This window comes from Burkholderia pseudomultivorans, from assembly GCF_001718415.1.
GTDB classification, from domain to species: domain Bacteria; phylum Pseudomonadota; class Gammaproteobacteria; order Burkholderiales; family Burkholderiaceae; genus Burkholderia; species Burkholderia pseudomultivorans_A.
The window spans coordinates 2,504,964-2,526,898 of record NZ_CP013377.1 but is presented as its reverse complement, the minus strand read 5'-3'; the positions used below and the strand labels follow the sequence as shown (position 1 = coordinate 2,526,898).

The 21,935-nt window shown below is 69.9% G+C and carries 20 protein-coding genes; 10 read left to right on the top strand and 10 right to left on the bottom strand.

Going from position 1 to position 21,935, the window contains the following annotated elements:
- Complete coding sequence (locus tag WS57_RS10890) at positions 1-2,790, top strand: Hsp70 family protein (RefSeq protein ID WP_069244192.1); 2,790 nt, start codon at positions 1-3, stop codon at positions 2,788-2,790.
- Between the two features lie 83 nt (positions 2,791-2,873).
- Here WS57_RS10890 and ctlX read toward each other — a convergent pair whose 3' ends face one another.
- Together ctlX and WS57_RS10880 are read right to left on the bottom strand one after the other, a co-directional pair.
- Complete coding sequence (gene ctlX / locus WS57_RS10885; protein ID WP_069244191.1) at positions 2,874-3,878, bottom strand: citrulline utilization hydrolase CtlX; 1,005 nt, start codon at positions 3,876-3,878, stop codon at positions 2,874-2,876.
- A gap of 59 nt (positions 3,879-3,937) precedes the next feature.
- Positions 3,938-5,017 carry an ornithine cyclodeaminase gene (locus WS57_RS10880; protein ID WP_009694544.1) on the bottom strand — a complete coding sequence of 360 codons (1,080 nt, stop codon included), beginning with the start codon at positions 5,015-5,017 and terminating at the stop codon, positions 3,938-3,940.
- Between the two features lie 264 nt (positions 5,018-5,281).
- On the opposite strand from WS57_RS10880, the gene WS57_RS10875 reads away from it, so the two are divergent.
- Positions 5,282-5,713, top strand: coding sequence for an Lrp/AsnC family transcriptional regulator (locus tag WS57_RS10875; RefSeq protein ID WP_009694543.1), 432 nt, complete (start codon positions 5,282-5,284; stop codon positions 5,711-5,713).
- 196 nt (positions 5,714-5,909) lie between these two features.
- Here WS57_RS10875 and WS57_RS10870 read toward each other — a convergent pair whose 3' ends face one another.
- Genes WS57_RS10870 through WS57_RS10855 form a run of 4 tightly spaced genes read right to left on the bottom strand, consistent with a single transcriptional unit; the run spans position 5,910 to position 9,530 of the window.
- On the bottom strand, positions 5,910-6,500 hold the full coding sequence (locus tag WS57_RS10870; protein ID WP_069244190.1) for a peroxidase-related enzyme: 591 nt from the start codon (positions 6,498-6,500) through the stop codon (positions 5,910-5,912).
- Positions 6,497-7,027 carry a CMD domain-containing protein gene (locus WS57_RS10865; protein WP_059602176.1) on the bottom strand — a complete coding sequence of 177 codons (531 nt, stop codon included), beginning with the start codon at positions 7,025-7,027 and terminating at the stop codon, positions 6,497-6,499. The genes WS57_RS10870 and WS57_RS10865 overlap by 4 nt, the downstream gene beginning before the upstream one ends.
- A gap of 36 nt (positions 7,028-7,063) precedes the next feature.
- Entirely contained in the window at positions 7,064-8,488 is a 1,425-nt protein-coding gene (locus WS57_RS10860) for an NAD(P)-binding domain-containing protein (RefSeq protein ID WP_059602093.1), read from the bottom strand.
- Positions 8,489-8,537: 49 nt separating this feature from the next.
- Positions 8,538-9,530 carry a LysR family transcriptional regulator gene (locus tag WS57_RS10855; protein WP_009694538.1) on the bottom strand — a complete coding sequence of 331 codons (993 nt, stop codon included), beginning with the start codon at positions 9,528-9,530 and terminating at the stop codon, positions 8,538-8,540.
- 44 nt (positions 9,531-9,574) lie between these two features.
- On the opposite strand from WS57_RS10855, the gene WS57_RS35685 reads away from it, so the two are divergent.
- Genes WS57_RS35685 through WS57_RS10835 form a run of 5 tightly spaced genes read left to right on the top strand, consistent with a single transcriptional unit; the run spans position 9,575 to position 14,543 of the window.
- On the top strand, positions 9,575-9,871 hold the full coding sequence (locus tag WS57_RS35685; protein ID WP_236871885.1) for a hypothetical protein: 297 nt from the start codon (positions 9,575-9,577) through the stop codon (positions 9,869-9,871).
- A 13-nt stretch (positions 9,872-9,884) separates the two neighbouring features.
- Positions 9,885-11,078 (top strand): ABC transporter substrate-binding protein, encoded by a 1,194-nt coding sequence (locus tag WS57_RS10850; RefSeq protein WP_059602096.1) that lies wholly within the window; start codon positions 9,885-9,887, stop codon positions 11,076-11,078.
- 20 nt (positions 11,079-11,098) lie between these two features.
- Entirely contained in the window at positions 11,099-12,910 is a 1,812-nt protein-coding gene (locus tag WS57_RS10845) for an ABC transporter permease (protein WP_069244189.1), read from the top strand.
- A gap of 11 nt (positions 12,911-12,921) precedes the next feature.
- Positions 12,922-13,782 (top strand): ABC transporter ATP-binding protein, encoded by an 861-nt coding sequence (locus tag WS57_RS10840; protein ID WP_069244188.1) that lies wholly within the window; start codon positions 12,922-12,924, stop codon positions 13,780-13,782.
- The gene (locus WS57_RS10835) at positions 13,779-14,543 is read left to right on the top strand and encodes an ABC transporter ATP-binding protein (RefSeq protein ID WP_009691652.1); all 765 of its coding nucleotides are present in this window, start codon (positions 13,779-13,781) and stop codon (positions 14,541-14,543) included. Before WS57_RS10840 ends, WS57_RS10835 begins: the two co-directional genes overlap by 4 nt.
- Positions 14,544-14,659: 116 nt before the next feature.
- Here the strand turns inward: WS57_RS10835 and WS57_RS10830 are convergent, their stop codons facing one another.
- Together WS57_RS10830 and WS57_RS10825 are read right to left on the bottom strand one after the other, a co-directional pair.
- Positions 14,660-16,060, bottom strand: coding sequence for a sensor histidine kinase (locus tag WS57_RS10830; RefSeq protein ID WP_009691653.1), 1,401 nt, complete (start codon positions 16,058-16,060; stop codon positions 14,660-14,662).
- Positions 16,047-16,712 (bottom strand): response regulator transcription factor, encoded by a 666-nt coding sequence (locus WS57_RS10825; protein ID WP_009691654.1) that lies wholly within the window; start codon positions 16,710-16,712, stop codon positions 16,047-16,049. The genes WS57_RS10830 and WS57_RS10825 overlap by 14 nt, the downstream gene beginning before the upstream one ends.
- Before the next feature lie 102 nt (positions 16,713-16,814).
- Between WS57_RS10825 and WS57_RS36975 the strand changes: the two genes are divergently transcribed.
- From WS57_RS36975 to WS57_RS10815, 3 genes are all read left to right on the top strand, one after another.
- On the top strand, positions 16,815-16,973 hold the full coding sequence (locus WS57_RS36975) for a hypothetical protein (protein WP_155774287.1): 159 nt from the start codon (positions 16,815-16,817) through the stop codon (positions 16,971-16,973).
- Positions 16,970-17,986, top strand: a complete 1,017-nt coding sequence (locus WS57_RS10820; RefSeq protein ID WP_069244373.1) for an ABC transporter substrate-binding protein — start codon at positions 16,970-16,972, stop codon at positions 17,984-17,986. Before WS57_RS36975 ends, WS57_RS10820 begins: the two co-directional genes overlap by 4 nt.
- Before the next feature lie 112 nt (positions 17,987-18,098).
- Complete coding sequence (locus tag WS57_RS10815) at positions 18,099-19,409, top strand: MFS transporter (protein WP_009694238.1); 1,311 nt, start codon at positions 18,099-18,101, stop codon at positions 19,407-19,409.
- A gap of 19 nt (positions 19,410-19,428) precedes the next feature.
- On the opposite strand, the gene WS57_RS10810 is transcribed toward WS57_RS10815, so the two are convergent.
- A complete protein-coding gene (locus WS57_RS10810; protein ID WP_069244187.1) occupies positions 19,429-21,216 on the bottom strand; it encodes a sensor histidine kinase in 1,788 nt (595 codons plus the stop codon).
- Entirely contained in the window at positions 21,213-21,860 is a 648-nt protein-coding gene (locus WS57_RS10805) for a response regulator transcription factor (RefSeq protein ID WP_009694240.1), read from the bottom strand. The genes WS57_RS10810 and WS57_RS10805 overlap by 4 nt, the downstream gene beginning before the upstream one ends.
- Positions 21,861-21,935 lie beyond the last annotated feature (75 nt).

Below are 21,935 nucleotides of genomic sequence, written 5' to 3'. Positions count from 1 at the left end.
ATGAAGCGCTATACGGTCGGCATCGACCTCGGCACCAGCAATACGGTCGTCGCGTATGTCGCGGCCGGCTCCGACGCGATCCGCGTGTTCGACGTCGAGCAGCTGGTCGGGCCCGGCGCGGTGGCCGCGCAGCCGCTGCTGCCGTCGGTCCGCTATCACCCGGCGCCGGGCGAGCTTGCGGCGGAGGCGCTGCGGCTGCCGTGGCAGGCGTCCGGCGCGCGCGACGCGGGCGGCGGCCGTCGCGGTCCGGGCGATCGTGACGGCGGCAACGGCAGTGCGCTGCCGCCCGTGATCGGCCGCTATGCGCGCACGCTCGGCGCGCAGGTGCCGGGTCGGCTCGTGACCAGCGCGAAAAGCTGGTTGTCGCACGCGTCGGTCGACCGGCTCGCGCCGATCCTGCCGTGGGGCGCGGCCGACGGCGTCGACAAGGTGTCGCCGGTCGACGCGAGCGCGAGCTATCTCGCGCACGTGCGCGACGCATGGGACGCGCGCTTTCCCGATGCGCCGCTCGCGCAGCAGGACGTCATTCTCACGGTGCCCGCGTCGTTCGACGACGGCGCGCGCGCACTGACGGTCGAGGCCGCGCGCCGTGCGCGGCTGCCCGCGCTGCGGCTGCTGGAGGAGCCGCAGGCCGCGTTCTACGACTGGCTGTACGGGCAGCGCGACGCGCTGCGCGACCGGTTCGCCGCGCCGCGGCGCGTGCTGATCTGCGACGTCGGCGGCGGCACGACCGATCTCACGCTCGTCGACGTCGCGCCCGGCGACGACGGCGAGCCGACGTTCACGCGCGTCGGGGTCGGCAATCACCTGATGCTCGGCGGCGACAACATGGATCTCGCGCTCGCGCGCCTCGTGGAGCCGCGCTTGACCGATCCCGGCGCGCGGCTGTCGGCCGCGAGCCTGTCGCAGCTCGTCGAGCGTTGCCGTGCGGCGAAGGAGCGCCTGCTCGGCGACGATGCGCCGGCGTCCGTCACCGTCACGCTGCTTGGCGCGGGCAGCCGGCTCGTCGGCGGCGCGCGTTCGGCGGAGCTGACGCGGCGCGAAGTCGAGCAGATCGTCGTCGATGGATTCTTTCCGCAGGTCGAGGCCGGCGAGCTGCCGCGCCGCGCGCGGGCCGCGATCGTCGAATTCGGGCTGCCGTACGCGAGCGACCCGGCCGTCACGCGACACATTGCGGCGTTCCTGAGCCGGCATGCGGAAGGCCCGCTGCCCGACACGCTGCTGCTCAACGGCGGCGTGTTTCGCGCGCAGGCGCTGGCCGGCCGTCTCGCGCAGACGCTCGGCGCGTGGCGCGGCGCGCCGCTCGACGTACTCCACAACGCGCATCCGGACGTGGCGGTCGCGCGTGGCGCGGTCGCATACGGCCTCGCGCGCGCAGGCCATGCGCCGCGCATCGGCGGCGGTTCCGCGCGCAGCTACTTCCTCGTGCTCGGCGATGGCGACGGCGATGCGACCGCGCGCGGCGTCTGCCTGCTGCCGCGCGGCGCGGAAGAGGGCCGCGAGATCCGCCTCGAAGATCGCACGTTCGCGCTGCAGCTCGGGCAGCCGGTGCGCTTCCACCTGATGTCGACGGTGGCCGACACCGCGTATCGTCCCGGCGACCTCGTCACGCTCGACGGCGGCGACTTCGTGCGGCTGCCGCCGATCGCGACCGTCGTCGACCGGCAGGCGGGCGGCGACGCGCGCGAAACGCCGGTGAAGCTCACCGCGTCGCTGACGGAAGTCGGCACGCTCGAAATGCACTGCATCGCGACCGACGACGCGGCGCGCCGCTGGCGGCTCGAATTCCAGTTGCGCGGCGATGCGCCCGCGCAGGACGACGAAGCCGCGCCCGCGCGAAACCCGCGCGCCGATCAGGCGATCGAGCTGATCGACCGCTCGTTCGGCAGCCGCGCGGCGAACGTCACGCCGAAAGAGACGCGCCGTCTGCGCGCGCAGCTCGAACAGGTGCTCGGCCCGCGCGACGAGTGGGACGTCGCGCTCGCGCGCGAACTGTTCGACGCGCTGCTCGCGCGTGCGCGGCGCCGACGGCGTTCGGCCGATCATGAACGCGCCTGGCTGAACCTGGCCGGCTATTGCATGCGGCCGGGCTTCGGCCATCCGCTCGACGCCTGGCGCATCGAGCAACTGTGGCCGCTGTTCGACGACGGCATCCAGTATGTGAACGACGGGCAGGTCTGGTCCGAATGGTGGACGCTGTGGCGGCGCGCGGCAGGCGGGCTCGACGATGACGCGCAGATGCAGGTGCGCGACGCGATCGCCTTCCTCGAGCCGTCGCCCGACGACAAGCGCCGCAAGCTGCCGTTCGATCCGGACAAGGTCGGGCCGGCCGACATGACGCGGTTGTCGGCGTCGCTCGAACGCTTGCCGGTCGAGCGCAAGATCGAACTGGCCGAGCGCCTGATCGCGCAATTGCAGAAGCCGGCCGAGCGCGCGCTCTGTGCATGGGCGCTGGGGCGCATCGGCGCGCGGCGTCCGTTCTACGGCAGCGCGCACAGCGTGGTGCCGGCCGATGTCGCATGCGGATGGCTCGATGCGCTGTTCGCGCTCGACTGGAAGCAGGTCGAGCCGGCCGCGTTCGCGGCCGCGCAGATCGCGCGGATGACGGGCGACCGCTCGCGCGACCTGCCGGCCGACACGCGCGACGCGGTGATCCGCCGGCTGGGCGCGGCGAACGCGTCGCCGGCGTGGATCGACATGGTGCGCGAAGCGATCGCGTTCGACGAGGCCGACACCGTGCGCGTGTTCGGCGAGACGCTGCCGGCGGGGCTGAAGCTGCTGGGCGACTGACGGGCGGCGAGCCGGGATGTCGGGGTCGTTCGGATGCCTTGCGGTGTGGCTTCCGCATCGGCCGCCGCTTGCGCTGCCCGGCGTCAGGCGTGAGGTGCGGGCTCGGGCTGCCGGTCATCCGATGCGATGACCGTTCTGTCGCGCGTATCCGGCGCGACCGTGCGTCGCGCGAGGTGAATGCCCGCGAGCATGCAGCGCACCGACCCGCCGGCCAGTTCGATCGTCGGCACGTCGAGCGGCAGCAGTCGCGCCGAGCGCTCGATCGTTGCGCGCTGCTCGCGCGTCAGGCAATCGAACGCGCGCCGCGACAGCGCGAGCACGCGCCCGTCCCGCCCCGACAATTCCAGCGTATTACCCGCGAAATTCGCGATCTGCGCCGCATCGAGCGCGATCACCGCGCGGCCCGTCTCGGCCAGGCGGCGCGCGATCTCGTCGCGGCGACGGCCGTCCGCGATCAGGTCGAGGCCGATCATCGCGAACTCGGTTGCGACGCTCATCATCACGTTCGTGTGATAGATCGGCCGACCGTCGGCGTCGGCCGTATCGAAGCAGATCGGCTCGAAATTGAAGTGCGTGCAGAAGCGTTCGAGCGCGACCGGATCGGCGCGGCGCGAGCGCGCGGTGTAGGCGATCCGCGCGACGTGGTCGAGCACCATCGCGCCGGTGCCTTCGAGAAACACGTCGTCGTATTCGAGTCCCGAGTAGTCGATCACGTCCTGCACGCGGTACTCGGCCTTCAGCATCTCGACGATATCGGCGCGCCGCTCGCGGCGGCGGTTCGGGCTGTGCATCGGATACAGCGCGACGTGGCCGCCCGGATGCGTCGAGAACCAGTTGTTCGGGAATACGGAGTCGGGCGTGTCGCGCTCGCCGTGGTCGTCGAACACGTGCACGCGCACGCCGGCGTCGGCGAGCTTTCCTGCGGCGGCGCTCACTTCGTCGCGCGCGGCCGCGGACACGCCGGATGTGCCGCCAGCCGCCGCCGTGCGCTGGAACGCGTTGTCGGCCGCGGTCTGCGGGTTAGGCACGAAGCGGTGCGGCCGGATCATCACGACGGCGGCCGGGGCCTGGATCGATACGAGATTCATGAGGAGCGGGAGCGAAAGGCGAGGGGCCGGGCAGCGCGTGCCGCCCGGCGTTCGGAGCATCAGCGCGCGAACGCGGCGACGGCTTCGGCGACGAACGCCGCGTGGCCGTGCGCGACGGCGGCCGGATCGTCGATCAGCGCGAACAGGTTCTTCGGATCGACGGCCGGCGGAATCAGCGCGATCTCGACGCCCGCGTTGTGCTGCTGCGCCAGCGCGTACAGGTAGCGCAACGCCGAGTAATCCTCGAGCGCGAAGCCGACCGAGTCGAACACCGTGATCTCGTCGGCGCGCTCGCGGCCGGTCGTTTCGTGCTGCAGCACGCGCCACAGTTCGGTCACCGGGAAATCGGCGGGCATCTGCTGGATCTCGCCCTCGATGCGCGACTGCGGTTCGAACTCGACGAATACGCGGCCCGCGCGCAGCACGTCCGCTTCCAGCTCGGTCTTGCCCGGACAGTCGCCGCCGACTGCGTTCAGGTGCATGCCCGGCTCGATCATGTCGGCCGTGACGATCGTCGCGTAGGCCTTGTCGGCCGTGACCGTCGTCACGATGTCGGCGCCGCGCACCGCTTCGGCGGTCGACGCGGCGCGCACGACGCGCAGCGCCGGATACGCGGCGAGGTTGCGCACGAGCTTGTCGGTCGCGCGCGGATCGACGTCGAACACGCGGATTTCATCGATGCCGAGCAGCGTATGGAACGCGATCGCCTGGAACTCGCTCTGCGCGCCGTTGCCGATCAGCGCCATCGTGCGCGAGTCGGGCCGCGCGAGCGCCTGCGCGGCGAGCACCGAGGTCGCGGCCGTACGCAGCGCGGTCGTCAGCGTGAGTTCGGCGAGCAGCAGCGGGTAGCCGGTGTCGACTTCGGCGAGCGCGCCGAACGCCATCACCGTGTGCATCCCGCGCGCGGCGTTGACCGGGTGGCCGTTCACGTACTTGAACGCGAACAGCGACGCGTTCGCGACCGGCATCAGTTCGATCACGCCGTCGCGCGAGTGGCACGCGACGCGCGGCGACTTGTCGAAGTCGGCCCAGTGCAGGTAGTCGGCACGCAGGGTGTCGACGAGCGCGCGCAGAAACGGCGTGACGCCGGTCTGCGCGATCAGTCGGGCGGTGGCGGGAACGTCGAGGAAGCGGGTCATGAGTCTGTCTCCATGGTTTTGCCGATAGCGCCGCTGCGCGGGCGCCGGCGCGTCGAAACGCGTCGGCGCGGCCGGTGCAGCCGGTCGATGGAGAGATTATTTCCGCGAGTGAAGCCAACAAATAGACAGCAAAAGTGGCAGATTTATCGATGGATTTGTCAAAATGCCAGTTCCGGATGACAATCTGTTCATTCGCCACTGGCCGGAATGCGCGGCGTGCGGCACGCTTGCTTGCCCGTGCGCGCTCAACAGGAAGGTTCACCCATGATTACGCTCGACGACGTCGACCGACAGCTCATTGCGCTGCTGCGCGACAACGCGCGGCTGCCGGTCGTTGCGCTGGCGAAGGCGCTGCGCGTCGCGCGCGCGACCGTGCAGAACCGGCTGACGCGGCTGGAGAAGAACGGCGTGATCGTCGGTTATACGGTGCGGCTGAAGCCGGCGGCCGACCGGCACCGGATCCGCGCGCTGATGTCGATCGCGGTGCAGGGCAATCGCGGTGCGGAAGTGGTGAAGGTGCTGCGCGGGCATCCGAACGTCGCGGCGATACACAGCACGAACGGGCGCTGGGATCTTGTTGCCGAGCTGCACGCCGACTCGCTCGAGCATTTCGATCGCGTGCTTGGTGCGATCCGGTTGATCGACGGGATCGCGAATACGGAGACGAGTATTTTGTTGTCAACGCATAAGGCGTGAGCGGCCCGTGTGTATGGCATGCGTCGTATGAATGTTTTCGCGCGTATCGAGGTGGTCGGACCAGCGACGACGCTAAACAGTTCACCGTCACACCGGGAGCTCATGCGTGTGCCCGACAGCGACCCTGCCGCATGAGCGTGTTTCCCCAATCCCGACCGCAACGACAAACGACGCATCGCCCGATACATCGTCCGCGCTACCGGCCTTCCGCCTCCGCAAACACCGGCTCCCCCAACGTCAGCATCAACCGATTCGCCCATGCGAAGATCGCGACCGCATGCGACAGGTCGAGAATTTCCTCCTGCGTAAGCCCCTCGGCTTCCAGCGCCGCGACATCGTCCGCGCCGACCGCATCCGGCCGCTCGGTCAGCGCGATCGCATAGCGCACGATCGCGCGTTCGCGCGCCGTCGTGCCGGCCGTCGCCGGATCGTCGAACACCTGCTCGATCGCGTCGGTGCGTTTCGCGAGTTGCGCGAAGCGCTGCGCATGCACGGATGCGCAGTACACGCAGCCGTTCACGCGTGACACGGCCGTGCTCGCCAGCTCGCGCTCCGCACGCGGCAGTCCGCCGGGCTCGTACATGATCGCGTTGAACACGCCCGAGCGCTGCCGCAGGATCTCGGGCAGGTGAACGAGCAGTAGATAGTAGTCTGACGTCTTTGCCTGCGGATGGCTCGCTTCGAGCACCGCGAGCTGTTCGGGCGTCGCCGTGTCGAGCGGCACGGTGTCGAGCCACGCACGCCAGCCGAGCGTGTCGAACGTGAAGCCGTGAGCATGCGTCGTCATGCGGCCTCCTTCGCGACGCGCGCCTGCAATGCCCGTGCCGCCGCCGCGACGCGCAACTGATAGGCGACGAACGCGACGAGTTGCGACAGCGCGACGATCGCGGGCGTCGTGAGACCGGCCGCTTTCAATGCATCGAGATCGACTCGCTGCGCAGCGGCGGGAGACGTCGTCAGAAGCCGTGCATGCGCGAGGATTGCGCTGAGCCGCGCGGGCAGCGCGTCGAACGCATCGGCGTCTGCCCGCGCGATGTCGGCGTCGTTGCCGCCGGCGTCGATCAGTCGCGCGCGATAAAGCGACGCAAGGGCCGGCGCGTTCGACCGTTGCGCGACATATCGCGCCGCATGCAGACGCTCGACCGGCGACAGGTCGGGCAGCGCGGGATCGAACAGCGCCGCTTCGCCGAGCTGCGTATGCAGCCGTACCTTGTCTCTTGCGCGACGCAGTGCGGCCGTGGCATCGTCGTCGCGCAGACCGGCCACGCGGTCGATCGTATCCGGCGCAGCGGCCGGTGTGAGGGTATCGGTCATCGTTTCGGTATCCGTCATCGTCAATGGAACAGGCGCTCACGCATCGGCGTCGCGCCATTCGTCGCCTTGCAGCTCGGCGTTGGAAAACGCGACGAGCGCGTCGTAGTGGCGCTCGCGGTCCGCGTCGAACAGCCGGCCCGCGATGCCGCGCGCCAGCCGCTCGGCGCCCGCACTGATCGCGGGAATGTCGCCGGACAGCTTGCCGTGGCTCAGGCTCGCCGCATGGTTGAAGCAGTGGATGCGTGTCACGGCCGGGCACGCGCCGGGCTCGCGCTCCTGGAACGCGAATGCGGGGCCCAGATCGGGCGACTCGGCCAGCTCGTCGAGCCACGTATCGGGCGCAGGGCGATAGCGATCCTTCCAGCGTCGCACGTGCGCAGCGAACGCCGCGAATTCCGCGCGCGTCGTCCAGTCCGAATGAAAACCGGTCGCGAAGATCAGGAAGTCGACGACGTAGCGGCCGCGCGGCGTCGTGACTTCGAGCCCGTCCGCATGCTCGGCAAGCGTCTCGATCGGGCTGCCCGCATGAAAGAAGGCCTGCGCGTGGCGCGACACGCGCAGCACGCTGTCGCGCGGCGGCGGCGTCTGCGATGTCAGCGCGTAATGCATGAAGCGCCACTTGCTGGCGTCGTCGAGGTCAGCATAGCCGTGCACGAGGCCCGGGCTGCCGATGCCGGTCAGCTTGTTGATGCGCGGAATGTCCGTGCGGCGGAAGAACAGGTCGACGCGCGCGGCGCCCGCTTCGAGCGCGGTACCCGCGTTGTCGAACGCGGACGCGCCGGCGCCGACGACGCCCACGCGCTTGCCGGCCAGCGCCGCGAAGTCGATCGGTTCCGACGAGTGCGCCCAGCGTGTACGCGGCGCGCGTTGCGCGACGGGCGGCACGTACGGGCCGCCGAGGCCGTCGCGGCCGGTGGCGAGCACGACGTGGCGCGCGAGCAGCGTCTGCGCGTAGCCCTGCGTGTCGAGATCGAGCGCGAGCAGGCCGTCGTCGCGCGGGCGCAGCGCGACGAGCGTCGTGTCGTTGCGCACGTTCAGGTCGAGCACGCGCCGATACCAGCGCAGATAGTCCATCCATTGCGTACGCGGAATCTTGTAGAGCGCGTCCCACGCGTCGCGGCCGTATTGCGCTTCGAACCAGGCGCGAAACGTCAGCGCGGGCAGCCCGAGCGCGGGGCCGGCAAGCTGCTTCGGCGAGCGCAGCGTGTCCATGCGCGCGAACGTGACCCACGGGCCTTCGTAGCCGGCCGGCGCGCGATCGATCACGCACTGGTTTCCGATGCCGAGCAGCCGCAGTTCGGCGCTGGCCGCGAGCCCCGCCATCCCGCCGCCGACGATCGCGACGTCGAGCACGCGCTCGCCGTCGACGTCGCGCGGCGGCACCCACGACGGCGCGGGCAGGTCGAGCCAGCGCAGGTCCTCGGCGAGCCGCGATTCGAGTGCGTCGAGTGAGGTCGTCATGCGAATTTTTCGTCCTTCGTTTCGTTGTTCGAAAGGGTGCGGAAAGCCGTCATGCGGAAACCGCCCGGCGCGTCCTGCGCACCCGCGCCCGCGTGCGCGGGCGGTCGCCGCGCAGCAGCGCGTCGTGTGCGGACGCATCGTGAAAGAACGCATCGTCGAACAACGCGCGCGTCGTGCGATGCAACGCATCGAGCAGCGCATCGACGGCCGCCGTGCGCATCTTGCCGGCCGGCGTCGCGACGCCGAACGCGAACGGAATGTCGACGTCGAGCGGCCGCGCGACGACGCCGTCCACCGGCAGCGCGACACCCGTCGCCGGATCGACGATGCCGATCCCGACGCCGGCGCGCGCGGCCATCACCGCGTTGAGCGACGCATTGGTCTCGATGAATACGCGCGGCTCGATGCGCGCGGCGGCGAATGCGGTATCGATCCGCTGGCGCAGTCGATGGCGGTTCGCGACGGTCACGATGCGGCGGCGCGCGAGATCGCGCAGCGCGATGCGCGGCTTCGCCGCGAGTGGATCGTCGGCGGCCAGCACCGCGACGCAGGGCATCTGCGCGATCCAGTGCACGTCGAGGCCCGCGTGCGCCATCGGCAGCGTGACGACCCCGACGTCCGCGGTGCCGGCCAGCACTTCGTGCACGACGTGCTCGGCCGATTCGCTGCGCAACTGGTAGTGCGGTGCGTGCGCGTCGTCGGGCAGCGCCGCGAGCGCGGCCGGCACGATCGTGGCCGCGAGCGCGGGCGTCGCGGCGATGCGCACGGGTTGAGCGATTTCGCTGCCGATTGCGCGGGCGCGCGCGTCGATCGCGCGCAGGCCGATCAGCGAACGCTCGACTTCCTCGTAAAGCAGGAACGCGCGCCGCGTCGGCGTGACACGCGGGCCGTGACGGTCGAACAGCGCATAGCCGAGATCGGCCTCGAGTTCCTGGATCTGCCGCGTGACGGCCGGTTGCGAGCGGCCGAGCAGTTCGCCCGCGCCGGTCACGCTGCCGGCCGACATGACGGCGGAAAAGGCCTCGAGTTGATGCAGCTCCATGACGCGTTCCGATGATGCGATTTGCGCATTGTAGGAGCGTGAGCATGCGCGATTCTTATAATGATTTTTGCTATCGACAGCGCGAAAACTGCGAAGGACGCGCGCGTCGTCATTGCCGGCTATGCGCACATGCGCATCTCGCACGCGCACCGCCGAACCGGAAACGGCAATCGAATCAATACGATGGGCGAACCTCGTCGCGCCTGCGCGATGCCGCGTATGAAGTCGGCGTCGAAGCGCACGATGCGCTACGCGCGCGCCGCGATATCGATATGCGCAAAACTTCGTTGGATCGTCCGGACCCCGATGGTTTCATGCCCTCACTCTTTTCTACTGACTGACGTTGGGGGATCCATGAACGTTTCGGGGAACGACGCGCGCGGCGCATGGCGGCGCGTGCTGGGCACGGTGGCGGCGCTCGCGGCCGCCTGGGGCTTGTCGACGGGCACCGCGCTCGCGGCAGGCGTCTCGGGCGAGCCGGTCGTCGTCGGCGTGAGCGGGCCGCTCACGGGGCAGGACGCGCAATACGGCGAGCAGTGGAAGCGCGGCTTCGACCTCGCGCTCGACGAAATCAACGGCAGCGGCGGCATACACGGCCGGCCGCTCGCGATCGACTTCCAGGACAGCCGCAGCGATCCGCGTCAGGCGGTGGCGATCGCGCAGAAGTTCGTCGCCGATCCGCGCGTCGTGATCGAGCTCGGCGACTTTTCGAGCGCGACATCGATGGCCGCGTCGCCGATCTATCAGCGCGGGCAGCTGATCCAGTTCGGCTTCACGAACTCGCATCCGGACTTCACGAAGGGCGGCGACTATCTGTGGAGCACGGCGCTGAGCCAGGCCGAGGAACAGCCGCTGCTCGCGCGCTACGCCGTGAAGGAGCTCGGCTTCAAGCGGATCGCGGTGCTCTACCTGAATACCGACTGGGGCCGCACGAGCAAGGACATCTTCGCGAAGGCGGCGGCGGCGCTCGGCGCGCAGGTCGTCGCGGCCGAAGGCTATCAACCGGCCGAAAAGGATTTCCGCTCGACGCTCGTGCGGATCGGCGAGTCGAAGCCCGACTCGATCGTGCTGATCTCGTATTACGCGGACGGCGCGCAGATCGTGCGGCAGGCGCGCACCTCGGGCATCGCGCTGCCGATCGCGGCAGTCGGTTCCGTGTATTCGCCGAAGTTCCTCGAACTGGGCGGCACGGCCGTCGAAGGCGTCTACACCGAATCGAACTTCTTCCCGGCCGAACCGCGCCCGGAGGTGCAGGCGTTCGTGCAGCGCTATCGCGCGAAATTCCACGCCGATCCCGACTCGTTCGTTGCGCGCGCGTACGACGCGCTGATCCTGTCGGCCGAGGTGCTGCGCCGCTACGGCACGACGCGCCAGGCCGCGCACGACGGCTTCGCGAAGATCAGCGACGTGCCGAGCGTGATCTTCGGCAAGGTGCGCTTCGATCCGCAGACGCGCCGCGTCGCGGGCGCGCGCACCGTGTATCTCGTCGTGAAGCAGGGCCGGTGGGCGCTGTGGGACGGCGCCAGGCCGCAGCTCGCGGCACGCTGAACCGTACCGGACGCATCGCAATGGCATCCTGGCTCGACTACACGCTCAACGGCCTCATCGTCGGCAATATCTATGCGCTGCTCGCCGTCGGGCTCGCGCTGATCTTCGGCGTGTCGCATCTGATCAACTTCGCGCACGGTTCGGTCTATATGGTCGGCGCGTTCATCGGCTGGCTGTGCCTGACGCGCTTCGGGCTGCCGCTGCCGGTCGCATTCGCGGCGGTCGTCGTCGGCTGCGGCGCGCTCGGCGTCGCGATCGAACGGATCGGGCTGCGGCCGTTGCGTCATGCGGCGCGCATCGCGCCGCTGCTCGCGACGATCGGCATCAGCTTCATCCTCGACCAGCTCGCGCAGCTCGCGTTCGGCGCGGACCCGCGTGCGGTGCCGACGCCGCTGCCCGACTGGCATCTGCGGCTCGGCGGCGCCACGCTCGGGTCGCTCGATCTGCTGATCGCCGGCATCGGCATCGCGGCGGCCGCACTGCTGTACGGCTTCCTGCGCTTTACGCGACTCGGCTGGGCCGTGCGCGCGACGGCGCAGGATCGCGACGCGGCGCTGCAGATGGGTGTCGACGTCGACCGCGTAAACCAGACCGTGTTCGCGATCGCATGCGCGCTCGGCGGCGTGAGCGGGCTGCTGGTCGGCATGTATTACAACAGCATCGATCCGGCGATGGGCTTCCAGGCGACGCTGAAAGGCGTCGTCGCGCTGCTGATCGGCGGGCTCGGCAACGTGCCGGGCGCGATCGCGGGGAGCCTGCTGCTTGGGCTCGTCGAAAGCTACGGCGTCGCGCTGTTCGGCACGAGCTATCGCGACCTGTTCGCGTTCGGGCTGCTGATCGTGTTCCTCGTCTGGCGGCCGAACGGCTTGTTCAGCGCGAACCGCGCGCTGCCGCCCGAGCCGATGACGGGCACCTTCCTCGCGGCCGCGAAGGCGCTGCGCGTGCCGCGCCCGGCGATCGTCGCGCTGGTCGCGCTCGCGGCCGTGCTGCCCTGGCTCGGCGCATCGCCATACGTGCTGCAGACGCTGACCAACGCGTGGCTGTACGGCCTGCTCGCGCTGAGCCTGACGCTCGTCGCCGGCACGGTCGGGCAGATCTCGCTCGGCCATGCGGCGCTGCTCGTGATCGGCGCGTATGCGTCGGCGCTGCTGTCGTCGGATCTCGGCTGGTCGCCGGCCGTGACGATTCCGTGCGCGGGCGCGATCACGGCCGTGCTCGGCACGCTGCTCGTCTATCCGGCGTTCCGGCTGCGCGGTCACTACGTGTCGATCGCGACGCTCGGCATCGGCGAAGTGGTAAGCCTCGTGATCCTGAACTGGGATGGCCTCACGCGAGGGCCCCTCGGCATCACCGGCATCGCGCCGCTGCCGTGGGCGTCGACCGCGCAGGCCGCGTACTGGTTCACGTTGGCGGTGCTCGTCGCATTCGCGCTCGTGCAGGTGCGGCTGCTGCGCTCGCATCTGGGCCGCACGCTGCGCGCGGTGCGCGAGGACGACGTCGCCGCGCGCGCGCACGGGATCGCACCGAACCGCTACAAGGCGATCGCGTTCGCGGTCGGCGGTGTCGCGGCAGGCGTGAGTGGCGGCATCGCCGCGCACCTGTACAGCTACATCAATCACCAGACCTTCGATTCGCAGGTGTCGATCCTCGCGCTGACGATGGTGATTCTCGGCGGGCTCGGCAACGTGCTCGGCGGCATTGTTGGCGCGCTCGCGCTGATTGGCCTGCCCGAACTGTTCCGCTGGGCGGCCGACTACCGGATGCTGATCTACGGTCTCGTGCTGCTGCTGCTCGTCCGGTTCCGGCCGCAGGGATTGCTCGGCACGGTGTGAGGAGGAAAGCGATGACCACCACCCAACCGTCCTTGCTCGACGTCCAGGGGTTGACGCGCCGCTTCGACGGCGTCACGGCGCTCGACGGCGCGAGCCTGACGCTGGCCGAAGGCGAACTGCTGAGCGTGATCGGACCGAACGGCGCGGGCAAGTCGACGCTGTTCAATTTGATCGCGGGCGCGGACCGGCCCGATGCCGGGCGCGTGACGTTCGACGGCCGCGACGTCACGGGCGCGGCGCCCGAACGGCTCGCCGCGCTCGGACTCGCGCGCACGTTCCAGCATGGCCGCGTGTTCGGCAACCTCAGCGTGCTCGACAACGTGCTGATCGGCGCGCACGCGCGGCTGCGCGCGGCACGACCGGGCTGGCCCGTGCTCGGCGCGGCGGCCGAAGTTGTACGCGCGCTGCTGCGCCCGGCGTCGGTGCGGCGCGAGGAAGCGGCGCTGCGCGACGAGGCGCGCGAGATCGTCGCCGGGTTCGGCGAGCGGCTCACGCCGCGCATCGATCATCCGGCGCACAGCCTGTCGTACGCGAACCGGCGGCGCGTCGAGATCGGCCGCGCGCTCGCGCTGCATCCGCGCCTGCTGCTGCTCGACGAGCCGACGGCCGGGATGAACGAAACGGAGACCGCGGAGATGCTGGAGCTGATCCGCTCGCTGAAGGCGCGCGGCCTGACGATCCTGCTGATCGAGCACAAGCTCGAACTCGTGATGCGCGTGTCCGATCGCGTGATGGTGCTCGACAACGGCGTGAAGATCGCCGAAGGCGCGCCGCGCGACGTGCGCCACGATCCGCGCGTGATCGAAGCCTATCTCGGCCGCCGCCACGCGGGCGGCACACCGGCCGATCGCGCGGCGCAGGCGGCCGCATGAGCACGATTTCTTCGGGATCCGATACGACCATGACCGACGCCTTGCTGAAACTCGAACATCTCGACACGTTCTACGGACCGGTGCAGGTGCATTTCGACGTGAACGTCGCAGTCGGCCGCGGGCAGATCGTCAGCCTGCTCGGCGGCAACGCGAGCGGCAAGTCGACGACGATGAAGCTGATCCTCGGGCTGATGCGGCCGCGCCGCGGCGTGGTGCGCTTCGACGGCGACGACGTGACGGGCCTCGCGACGCCGCAGCGCGTGCGGCGCGGCATCGCGGCCGTGCCGGAGGCGCGGCGGCTGTTCGGCGACATGAGCGTGCGCGAGAACCTGCTGATGGGCGCGTACACGCGCGGCGATCGCGCGGCGGTGGCCGACGACTACGAACGTGTGCTTGACCTCTTTCCGCGCGTGCGCGAACGACTCGCGCAGCGCGCCGGCACGCTGTCGGGCGGCGAGCAACAGATGCTCGCGATGGCGCGCGCGCTGATGGCGCGGCCGAAGCTGATCTGCATGGACGAGCCGACGATGGGGCTGTCGCCGCTCTACGTCGACAAGGTGCTCGAGCTGATCGATACGATCAACCGGCAGGGCGTGACGGTGTTCATGGTCGAGCAGAACGCGAGCCTCGCGCTCGAAATCGCGCACTACGGGTACGTGCTGCAGACGGGGCGCGTCGTGCTCGAAGGCGCGGCCAAGACGCTGCTCGACGACGAGCGCGTGCGCGATGCGTATCTGGGCGGCGAGGCGGTGACGGCGTGAGTGCGGTGCGCGCGCCGGCGTCGACATGCCGTGCCGCATGTTCTACGGCCGGCGGTATGACGAACTGAATCGATGGCGATGGGCAACCGCGACGATTGTCGATTCGCGAGTAGACGTTAGCCCGTTCGCGCAGCCTTCGGAAACCTCAACACGACCTCAAACCCGCCCGTATCCGGAAACGCGAACTCGACGCGCCCGCCATGCGCCTTCATCACTTCCTGCACGATCGCGAGCCCGAGGCCCGAGCCGGTGCGGCGCTCGGTGCCGTCCGGCGCGATCCGCACGAACGGCTGCAATGCGGCCTCCCAATGCTCGCGCGGGATGCCGCGCCCGTTGTCGGCGACGGTCAGCGTCACCGCGTCTTTCGCGCTCGCGACCGACACCACGATATCGTCCGCATGACCGTGCAGCAGCGCGTTGTGCAGCACGTTCGACAGCGCTTCCTGCAGGCTGATCGCGTCGCCGTCGATCCACGCGTGCGGCGCGTCGCTCGCGAACGCGACGGCGACGTCGCGCTCGCCCGCGAGCGGGATCGTGCGGCCGAGCACTTCCTTCGCGAGCGCGGCGAGATCGACGGGCTGCAGCGGCACGACCTCGGTGCGATGGATCACCATCGCGTGATTGAGCAGCTGGCCGGTGAGCCGGCCGACGTCCGCACTGGTCGCGCGCAGCGCATCGAGCCGCGCCGCGTGGCGCGCGGGATCGGCTTCGCCGTCGAGCAGCTCGATCTGCGCGTCGAGCCGCGCGAGCGGCGTGCGCATCTGGTGCGCGGCGTCGGCGATGAAGCGCTGCATCGCGTTGATCCGTTCCGCGAGGCGGTGCATCAGCCCGTTGATCGCGCCGATGATCGCGTCGATCTCGCTCGGCGTATCGACCGCGACGGGCCGCAGGTCGGCCGGGTCGCGCGCCGCGATGATCGTGCCGATCTGCGCGAGCGGGCGCAGCCCGCGCCGGATCGCGAGGCCGCTCGCGCCGATCGCGAGCACGCTCATCAGCAGGATCAGCGTCCAGACCTTGAAGCTCATGTCGTTCGTCAGCTGCTGACGCGCGTGCGTGGTTTGTGCGACGGTGACGAGCGCCCAGCCGGGCACGCGCTCCTCGGGCATGTAGCGCGCGATGCTCGCGGTGCGGACCGCGTGCCCCTGGTAGGTCGCGTTCGCGAACGCGGGGCCCTGCTTCGCGGCAGCGAGCGTCGCGGGGCTCGCGAGGTCGTTGTAGCCGGCCACGACGATGCCGCGCGAATCGACGACCTTGTAGTAGACGAGGTCGTAGCGCGACAGCGTCGACAGCGCGGCCACCGGCGGATTCAGCGCGAGCACGCCGCCCTGCACATAGAGGTTCTCGGCGACCTGGATCGCCGCGCCGGCGAGCAGCTGGTCGTACGCGCGCTCGGCCGCGACGCCCGCGTAATAGCGCGCGATGCCCGCCAGCGCGAACGCGCCGGTCGCGACGACGAGCGCGACGAACAGCAGCGTGCGTCCGAACAGCGTCTTCGGGAACCAGTCAAAGCGCCGCAATCTGATACCCCATCCCGCGTGCGGTGCGGATCTCGACCGAGCTGCCCGACAGCTTGCGGCGCACGCGCGTCACGTATTGCTCGACCGCGTTCGCGGTCGGCTCGTTGCCGAAGCTGAACAGCTGGTTCAGCAGTTCCTCCTTCGAGAAGATCCGCTGCGGCCGGCTGGCCAGGATTTCGAGCAGCGCGAACTCCTGGCGCGACAGCGACAGCGGCTGGCCGTCGAGTTCCGCGAGCCGGCTGCTGCGGTCGATCACGAGGCCGCCGAGCGTCAGCACGTCGTTCGCGTGTCCGCTGTTGCGACGCAGCAGCGCCTGCACGCGCGCATCGAGTTCGCGATAGTCGAACGGCTTCACCAGATAGTCGTCGGCGCCGAGGCCGAGGCCGCTCACGCGGTCGTCGATCGCCGAGCGCGCGGTGAGAAGCAGCACCGGCGTCGTGCTGCCCGAGGCGCGCAGGTTGCGCAGCACCGCGAAGCCGTCGAGGCCGGGCAGCATCACGTCGAGCACGACGAGGTCGAAGCGCTCGACGCGCAGCAGGCCGTTCGCGGTCGCGCCGTCGGTTTCGAGGTCGACCGCGTGGCCGAGCCGCGCGAGGCGGCTGCGGACCGCCGCGCCGATTTCGGCATCGTCTTCAACGACGAGAATGCGCATGGTGCCGTTCTGCAGACAAGAGGGTTTAGGGGTTTTCCCGAGGCCGGGATGTCAGCATTTTCTCAGACTCGCTCGATAACCTGTGTCGAGCCGGAGAAGGCGATGAAAGCGATGAAATCCAATAGCCAAGGAGACGACACCATGCAGCATGTCACGGGCGCGCCGAACGTGCGGCGCGGCGCGTTGCGGGCCGGCGTGCGCCCGCGTCGCATCGCGTGCCGCATGCCGTGCGCCGGATGCGCGCGGGAGGCATGCGCATGACGACATCGCTGCGCCGCCGCGCGTTCGTCGCGGCCGGGCTCGGCGCGCTCGCCGCGCCGGCGCTGGTGCGTGCGCAGCCGCGCACGGTGCGGATCTCGAAGGGCTATGGCGTGCTGTACCTGCCGCTGCTCGTGATGGAGAAGCAGCGTCTGTTCGAACGACATGCGGCTCGGCACGGCGTGCGCGACGTCGCGGTCGAGTGGGTGCTGCTCGACGGCGGCAATTCCGTCAACGACGCGATGATGGCCGGCACGCTCGATTTCGCGGCCGCCGGCGCACCGGGCTTCATCGAGCTGTGGGCGCGGGCGCGCGGCATTCCGAACGTCGAGGTGATCGGCATCAGCGGGCTGTCGACGACCTCGCTGTCGCTCAACGCGAACCGTCCGGGCCTCGCGACGCTGCACGACTTCACGCCGTCCGACCGGATCGCGGTGCCGGGCATCCGCACGTCGCTGTCGGCAGTCGTGCTGCAGATGGTCGCGAGCCGGCAGCTCGGTCCCGCGCATTTCGCGCAGCTCGATTCGATCACCGTGAATCTGCCGCATCCGCAGGCGATGCAGGCGCTGATCCGCCGCGAGAACGGCGTGACCGCGCACTTCACGTCGCCGCCGTTCTCGACGCTCGAGCTGCGGCAGCCGGGCATTCATCGCGTCGTCCGTTCCGTCGACGTGCTCGGCCCGCTGACGCTCGACGTCGTGTTCGCGCCGAAGCGGCTCGTCGATGCGCAGCCCGCGCTCGCGGCCGCGTTTCTCGGCGCGCTCGACGAAGCGAACCGCCTGATCGCGCAGGATCCGCGCGCGGCGGCCGCGCTGTATGCGGCGTCGTCCGGCGTCGGCGTGTCGCACGACGACGTGATGCAGATGCTGGCCGCGCCGGAAACGCGTTTCTCGGTGCGCCCGAACCAGTTGATGGACTACGTCGATTTCCTGTATCTGGCCGGCACGATCAAGGCGAAGCCGCGCGCCTGGCACGAAATGTTCGCGCCGATGCTCGACGACTACCGCTCGGGCTGAACGCCGGCGATCGCGGCCGCACGACACCGGTCGACATCATTCACCCGCGCGCGGCGTCAGGCGCGCGACACCCATCCGATCCTATCCGCAACCGATTCACGAGGAGCATGCAGTGAGCGCCACCGAAACCCTGGACCCTGCGTCCGCCGAAGAACAGCGCATCATGTCGAAGATGGCGCGGCGCCTGATGCCGATCCTCGTCGTGATGTTCCTGATCGCCTTCATCGACCGCCAGAACGTCGGCTTCGCGAAGCTGCAGATGGTGCACAGCCTCGGGATGACGGAGGCCGCGTTCGGGCTCGCATCGTCGCTGTTCTTCATCGGCTACCTGCTGTTCGAGGTACCGAGCACGCTCGCGCTGCATCGCTACGGCGCGCGCGTCTGGCTCGCGCGGATCATGCTGACGTGGGGGCTCATCACGGTGCTGATGGGCTTCACGACGTCGATGCCCGCGTTCTGCGCGCTGCGCTTCGTGCTCGGCATCGCCGAGGCCGGGTTCTATCCGGGCGTCATCTATTACCTGACGCTGTGGTTTCCGCAGAGCTATCGCGCGAAGGTGCTCGGCATCTTCACGCTGGGCAGCGCGCTCGCGAACATGCTCGGCTCGCTGGTCGGCGGTGCGCTGCTGAGCCTGAACGGCGTGTGGGGGCTCGCGGGCTGGCAGTGGGTGTTCGTCGCGACCGGCATTCCGGCCGTGATCGTCGCGATCGTCGTGTTCCGCGTGCTGCCGGCCTCGCTGAGCGACGCGCGTTTTCTCGATGCACGCGAGAAGCAGGTCGTCGCGGCCGCGCTCGAACGCGAGAAGCCTGCACAGGCCGAGCATGCGCAGCCGTGGAAGGCGCTGCTCGACCCGCGCGTGATGCTGTTCGCGGCGACCTACATGCTGATGTCGACGTCGCTCTACGGCGTCACGTACTGGCTGCCGACGCTGGTGAAGTCGTTCGGCGTGTCGAGCACCGTCAACGGCTTCCTGAGCATGCTGCCGTGGGCGCTCGCGGTGCTGCTGCTGTCGTGGCTGCCGGCGAAGCTGCGCCGCGCGAAGAGCATCCTGCGCACGATCGCGATCGTCGCGGCGCTCGGCGCGCTCGGCTTCCTGCTGAGCCTCGTGCTGCCTTCGACGCCGCTGCGCTTCGTCGCGCTCGTGCTCGGCGGTGCATGCATTCCGCTGCTGTATCCGTGCTTCTGGTCGATGCCGCCGCGTTACTTCACGGGCGCGCGGGCGGCCGCGAGCGTCGCGGCGATCAACTCGATCGGCAATCTCGGCGGCTTCTTCAGCCAGAACCTGATGCCGTTCGCGGGCAAGGTGACGGGCACCGCGTTCGGGCCGATGATCGTGCCGATCGTCTGTCTGGCGCTGCTCGGAATCGGCGCGCTGGTCGCATGGACGCGCTCGGAGCGCGCGCTGGCGACCGCGCAGGCGTGACAGGGCGGGAACTCGCCGCCTATCCGTTCGCCGGCGACGTGCCGCCTTCGTCATCGGCGACCGCGACCTGAGCGGACGCCAGCGGAATATCGACCTCGACCTTCGTTCCCTTGCCGAGCTCGGCTTCGATCGTCAAGGTGCCGCCCACGAGGTACGCGCGTTCGCGCAAGCCGACCAGCCCGAACGAACCCGACTTGCGCGGCGCGCCGAGATCGAAGCCCGCGCCGTCGTCGCGGATCGTCAGCGCGATCGTGCCGTCGCCGCGCACGAGCGTCACCTCCGCACGCGACGCGGCCGCGTGCCGCGCCACGTTCGCGAGCGCTTCCTGCGCGATGCGGAACACCGTCGTCGCATACGGTTCGTCGAGCTGCAGTTCGGGCGGCGTCACGTGCAGCGTGCAGCCGATCCCGTGACGGTGCCGGAAATCCTCGACCAGCCATTGCATCGCCGCCGCGAAGCCGAGATCGTCGAGCATCAGCGGACGCAGGTCCGACGCGATGCGGCGCGTCGCGGCGACCGCGCCGCGCGCGAGCGCATGCATCGCCGCGATCTTGCGCGCCAGCGACGCATCGTCCTGCGGCACGCGGTCGAGCAGCCATTCCAGATCGTTCTTCAGCGTCGCGAGCGTCTGCGCGAGTTCGTCGTGCAGTTCGCGCGCGATGCGGCGCTGCTCGGCCTCGCGTGCGCTCGCGCTGATCGCCGCGATCTCGCGCAGTTCCTCGCGCGACGCCTGCAGAGCCCGCTGCGCACGCACGCGCTCGCCGACTTCGCGCCGCAGGTCGCGGTTCGACGCGCTCAGCTGCGCGGTGCGCGCGGCCACGCGCTGTTCGAGGCGTTCGTTCGCATCGTTCAGTTGCGCGCTCTTCTGCACCACGAGCTGATGCTGGAAGCGCGCGCCCGCCAGCGCACGCACCGTCTGCGCATGCAGGCGGCCGTTTTCGAACAGCAGCGCGAACAGCACGACGCCCGACGCGACGAGGCCGTAGGTGCGTCCCGCATAGAAGCCGAGATCGAAGCGCCCGTGATTCAGCATCGACGACAGCGCGAGGTCGAACAGCCAGGCGATGAGTACCGTCATCACCCACAGGTCGAGCACGGAATGACGGCGGCGCCGTCGCCACATCAGCACGAGCGCGAACAGGTTCAGCATCCAGACGAAGGTGATCGCGTTCGACATCGTCGCGGTCATCCGGTTGCCGCGCATGATGTGCGGCAGCAGGTCGTGGCCCATGGTCGCGAGCAGCGCCAGAGCGACGGTGGCGGCCGCCGCCGCGGCGATGCACAGCATCACCGGAATCACCGCGCGGCGCGGCACCGGCACGGGGCGCGGGCGCGGCGCCGTACGCAGCAGCGTGTAGGCGGCGACCGTCAGCGGAAAGCCGCCGTGCCAGAACAGGTAGAGCCACGCGGTCGTCTGTTCGCCGGCGCCGAGCAGGCCGGTCGGCGCGAACAGCCCGGGAAAGGTCAGCATGTGCGTGCCGGCCATGAAGCCCGTGAACAGATAGCCGCCCGCGAGCACGACGAGCGCCTTCTCGCGCAGGATCGCGTACTGGCCGAGCAGCAGGCCGGCCGTCACCATGTCGTTGACGACGATCGCCGACTGATACACGGGAATGAAGCCGAACACCGGCGCGAGCGGCCGGCCGGCGAACGGCACGAGCGCGACGAACAGCGCGGCCGAGATCAGCACGGTGACGATCGCGACGCGCCGCTCGCGTCGTCCGGGCGGCAGCGACGACATGAACAGGCGCGAGCCGTCCGGATCGTCGTCGTCGGAAGCGGGAGGGAAGGCGGGCGCGTGCGTCATGCGTCGTCGATCCCGAGGTCGAGGTCGTGCCGCACCGCATAGCGGATCAGCGCGGCTTCGTGCGGCAGTTCCATCTTCTCGAGAATCCGCATCTTGTACGTGCTGACCGTCTTCGCGCTGAGGTCGAGCGCCGATGCGATCTGCGTGACGGTCTGGCCCGCGACGATGCGGCGCATCACGTCGAGCTCGCGCGTGGACAGGTGTTCGTGCGGCAGCGTCTCGGCCGGCGTGCGCAGCGTGCGCGCGAGGCTCTCGGCTGCCGACGGGCTCACGTAGACGCCGCCCGCGGCCACCTTGCCGACGGCTTCGACGAGCTCGGCCGTCGCGCTGTCCTTCGTCAGGTAGCCGGTCGCGCCGGCCTTGAACGCGCGCGCCGCGTACTGCGCCTCCGCGTGCATCGTCAGCACGAGCGTGCGCAGCGACGGCGCGTGGGTCTTGACCAGCCGGATCAGCTCGATGCCGGTCGGCGCGGGCATCGACAGGTCGAGCAGCAGCACGTCGGCGACGCCGCGCTCGGCCAGCGCGAGCGTGGCCGCGCCGTCGCTCGCCTCGCCGACGATCTCGAAGCCGCCGGCCGTCTCGAGGATGTAACGCAGTCCGTCGCGCATGACTGCATGGTCGTCGGCGAGAATGACGCGGATCATCTACGGTCGGCTTCCCTGTGAAACGGAGGTGCATTGCGTCGCGAACGGCCGCTCGCGAGGCAACCCCAGGCTGGC

Bases quoted from the DNA above. Each gene is read 5' to 3' on its own strand.
- WS57_RS10860 (WP_059602093.1), bottom strand. From the start codon at position 8,488: ATGACGACCTCACTCGACGCACTCGAATCGCGGCTCGCCGAGGACCTG.
- WS57_RS10865 (WP_059602176.1), bottom strand. From the start codon at position 7,027: ATGACCGATACCCTCACACCGGCCGCTGCGCCGGATACGATCGACCGC.
- WS57_RS36975 (WP_155774287.1), top strand. From the start codon at position 16,815: ATGAAAGCGATGAAATCCAATAGCCAAGGAGACGACACCATGCAGCAT.
- WS57_RS10810 (WP_069244187.1), bottom strand. From the start codon at position 21,216: ATGACGCACGCGCCCGCCTTCCCTCCCGCTTCCGACGACGACGATCCG.
- WS57_RS10870 (WP_069244190.1), bottom strand. From the start codon at position 6,500: ATGACGACGCATGCTCACGGCTTCACGTTCGACACGCTCGGCTGGCGT.
- WS57_RS10875 (WP_009694543.1), top strand. From the start codon at position 5,282: ATGATTACGCTCGACGACGTCGACCGACAGCTCATTGCGCTGCTGCGC.
- WS57_RS10840 (WP_069244188.1), top strand. From the start codon at position 12,922: ATGACCACCACCCAACCGTCCTTGCTCGACGTCCAGGGGTTGACGCGC.
- WS57_RS10805 (WP_009694240.1), bottom strand. From the start codon at position 21,860: ATGATCCGCGTCATTCTCGCCGACGACCATGCAGTCATGCGCGACGGA.
- WS57_RS10880 (WP_009694544.1), bottom strand. From the start codon at position 5,017: ATGACCCGCTTCCTCGACGTTCCCGCCACCGCCCGACTGATCGCGCAG.
- WS57_RS35685 (WP_236871885.1), top strand. From the start codon at position 9,575: ATGCGCGATTCTTATAATGATTTTTGCTATCGACAGCGCGAAAACTGC.
- ctlX (WP_069244191.1), bottom strand. From the start codon at position 3,878: ATGAATCTCGTATCGATCCAGGCCCCGGCCGCCGTCGTGATGATCCGG.
- WS57_RS10845 (WP_069244189.1), top strand. From the start codon at position 11,099: ATGGCATCCTGGCTCGACTACACGCTCAACGGCCTCATCGTCGGCAAT.
- WS57_RS10850 (WP_059602096.1), top strand. From the start codon at position 9,885: ATGAACGTTTCGGGGAACGACGCGCGCGGCGCATGGCGGCGCGTGCTG.
- WS57_RS10820 (WP_069244373.1), top strand. From the start codon at position 16,970: ATGACGACATCGCTGCGCCGCCGCGCGTTCGTCGCGGCCGGGCTCGGC.
- WS57_RS10855 (WP_009694538.1), bottom strand. From the start codon at position 9,530: ATGGAGCTGCATCAACTCGAGGCCTTTTCCGCCGTCATGTCGGCCGGC.
- WS57_RS10825 (WP_009691654.1), bottom strand. From the start codon at position 16,712: ATGCGCATTCTCGTCGTTGAAGACGATGCCGAAATCGGCGCGGCGGTC.
- WS57_RS10890 (WP_069244192.1), top strand. From the start codon at position 1: ATGAAGCGCTATACGGTCGGCATCGACCTCGGCACCAGCAATACGGTC.
- WS57_RS10835 (WP_009691652.1), top strand. From the start codon at position 13,779: ATGAGCACGATTTCTTCGGGATCCGATACGACCATGACCGACGCCTTG.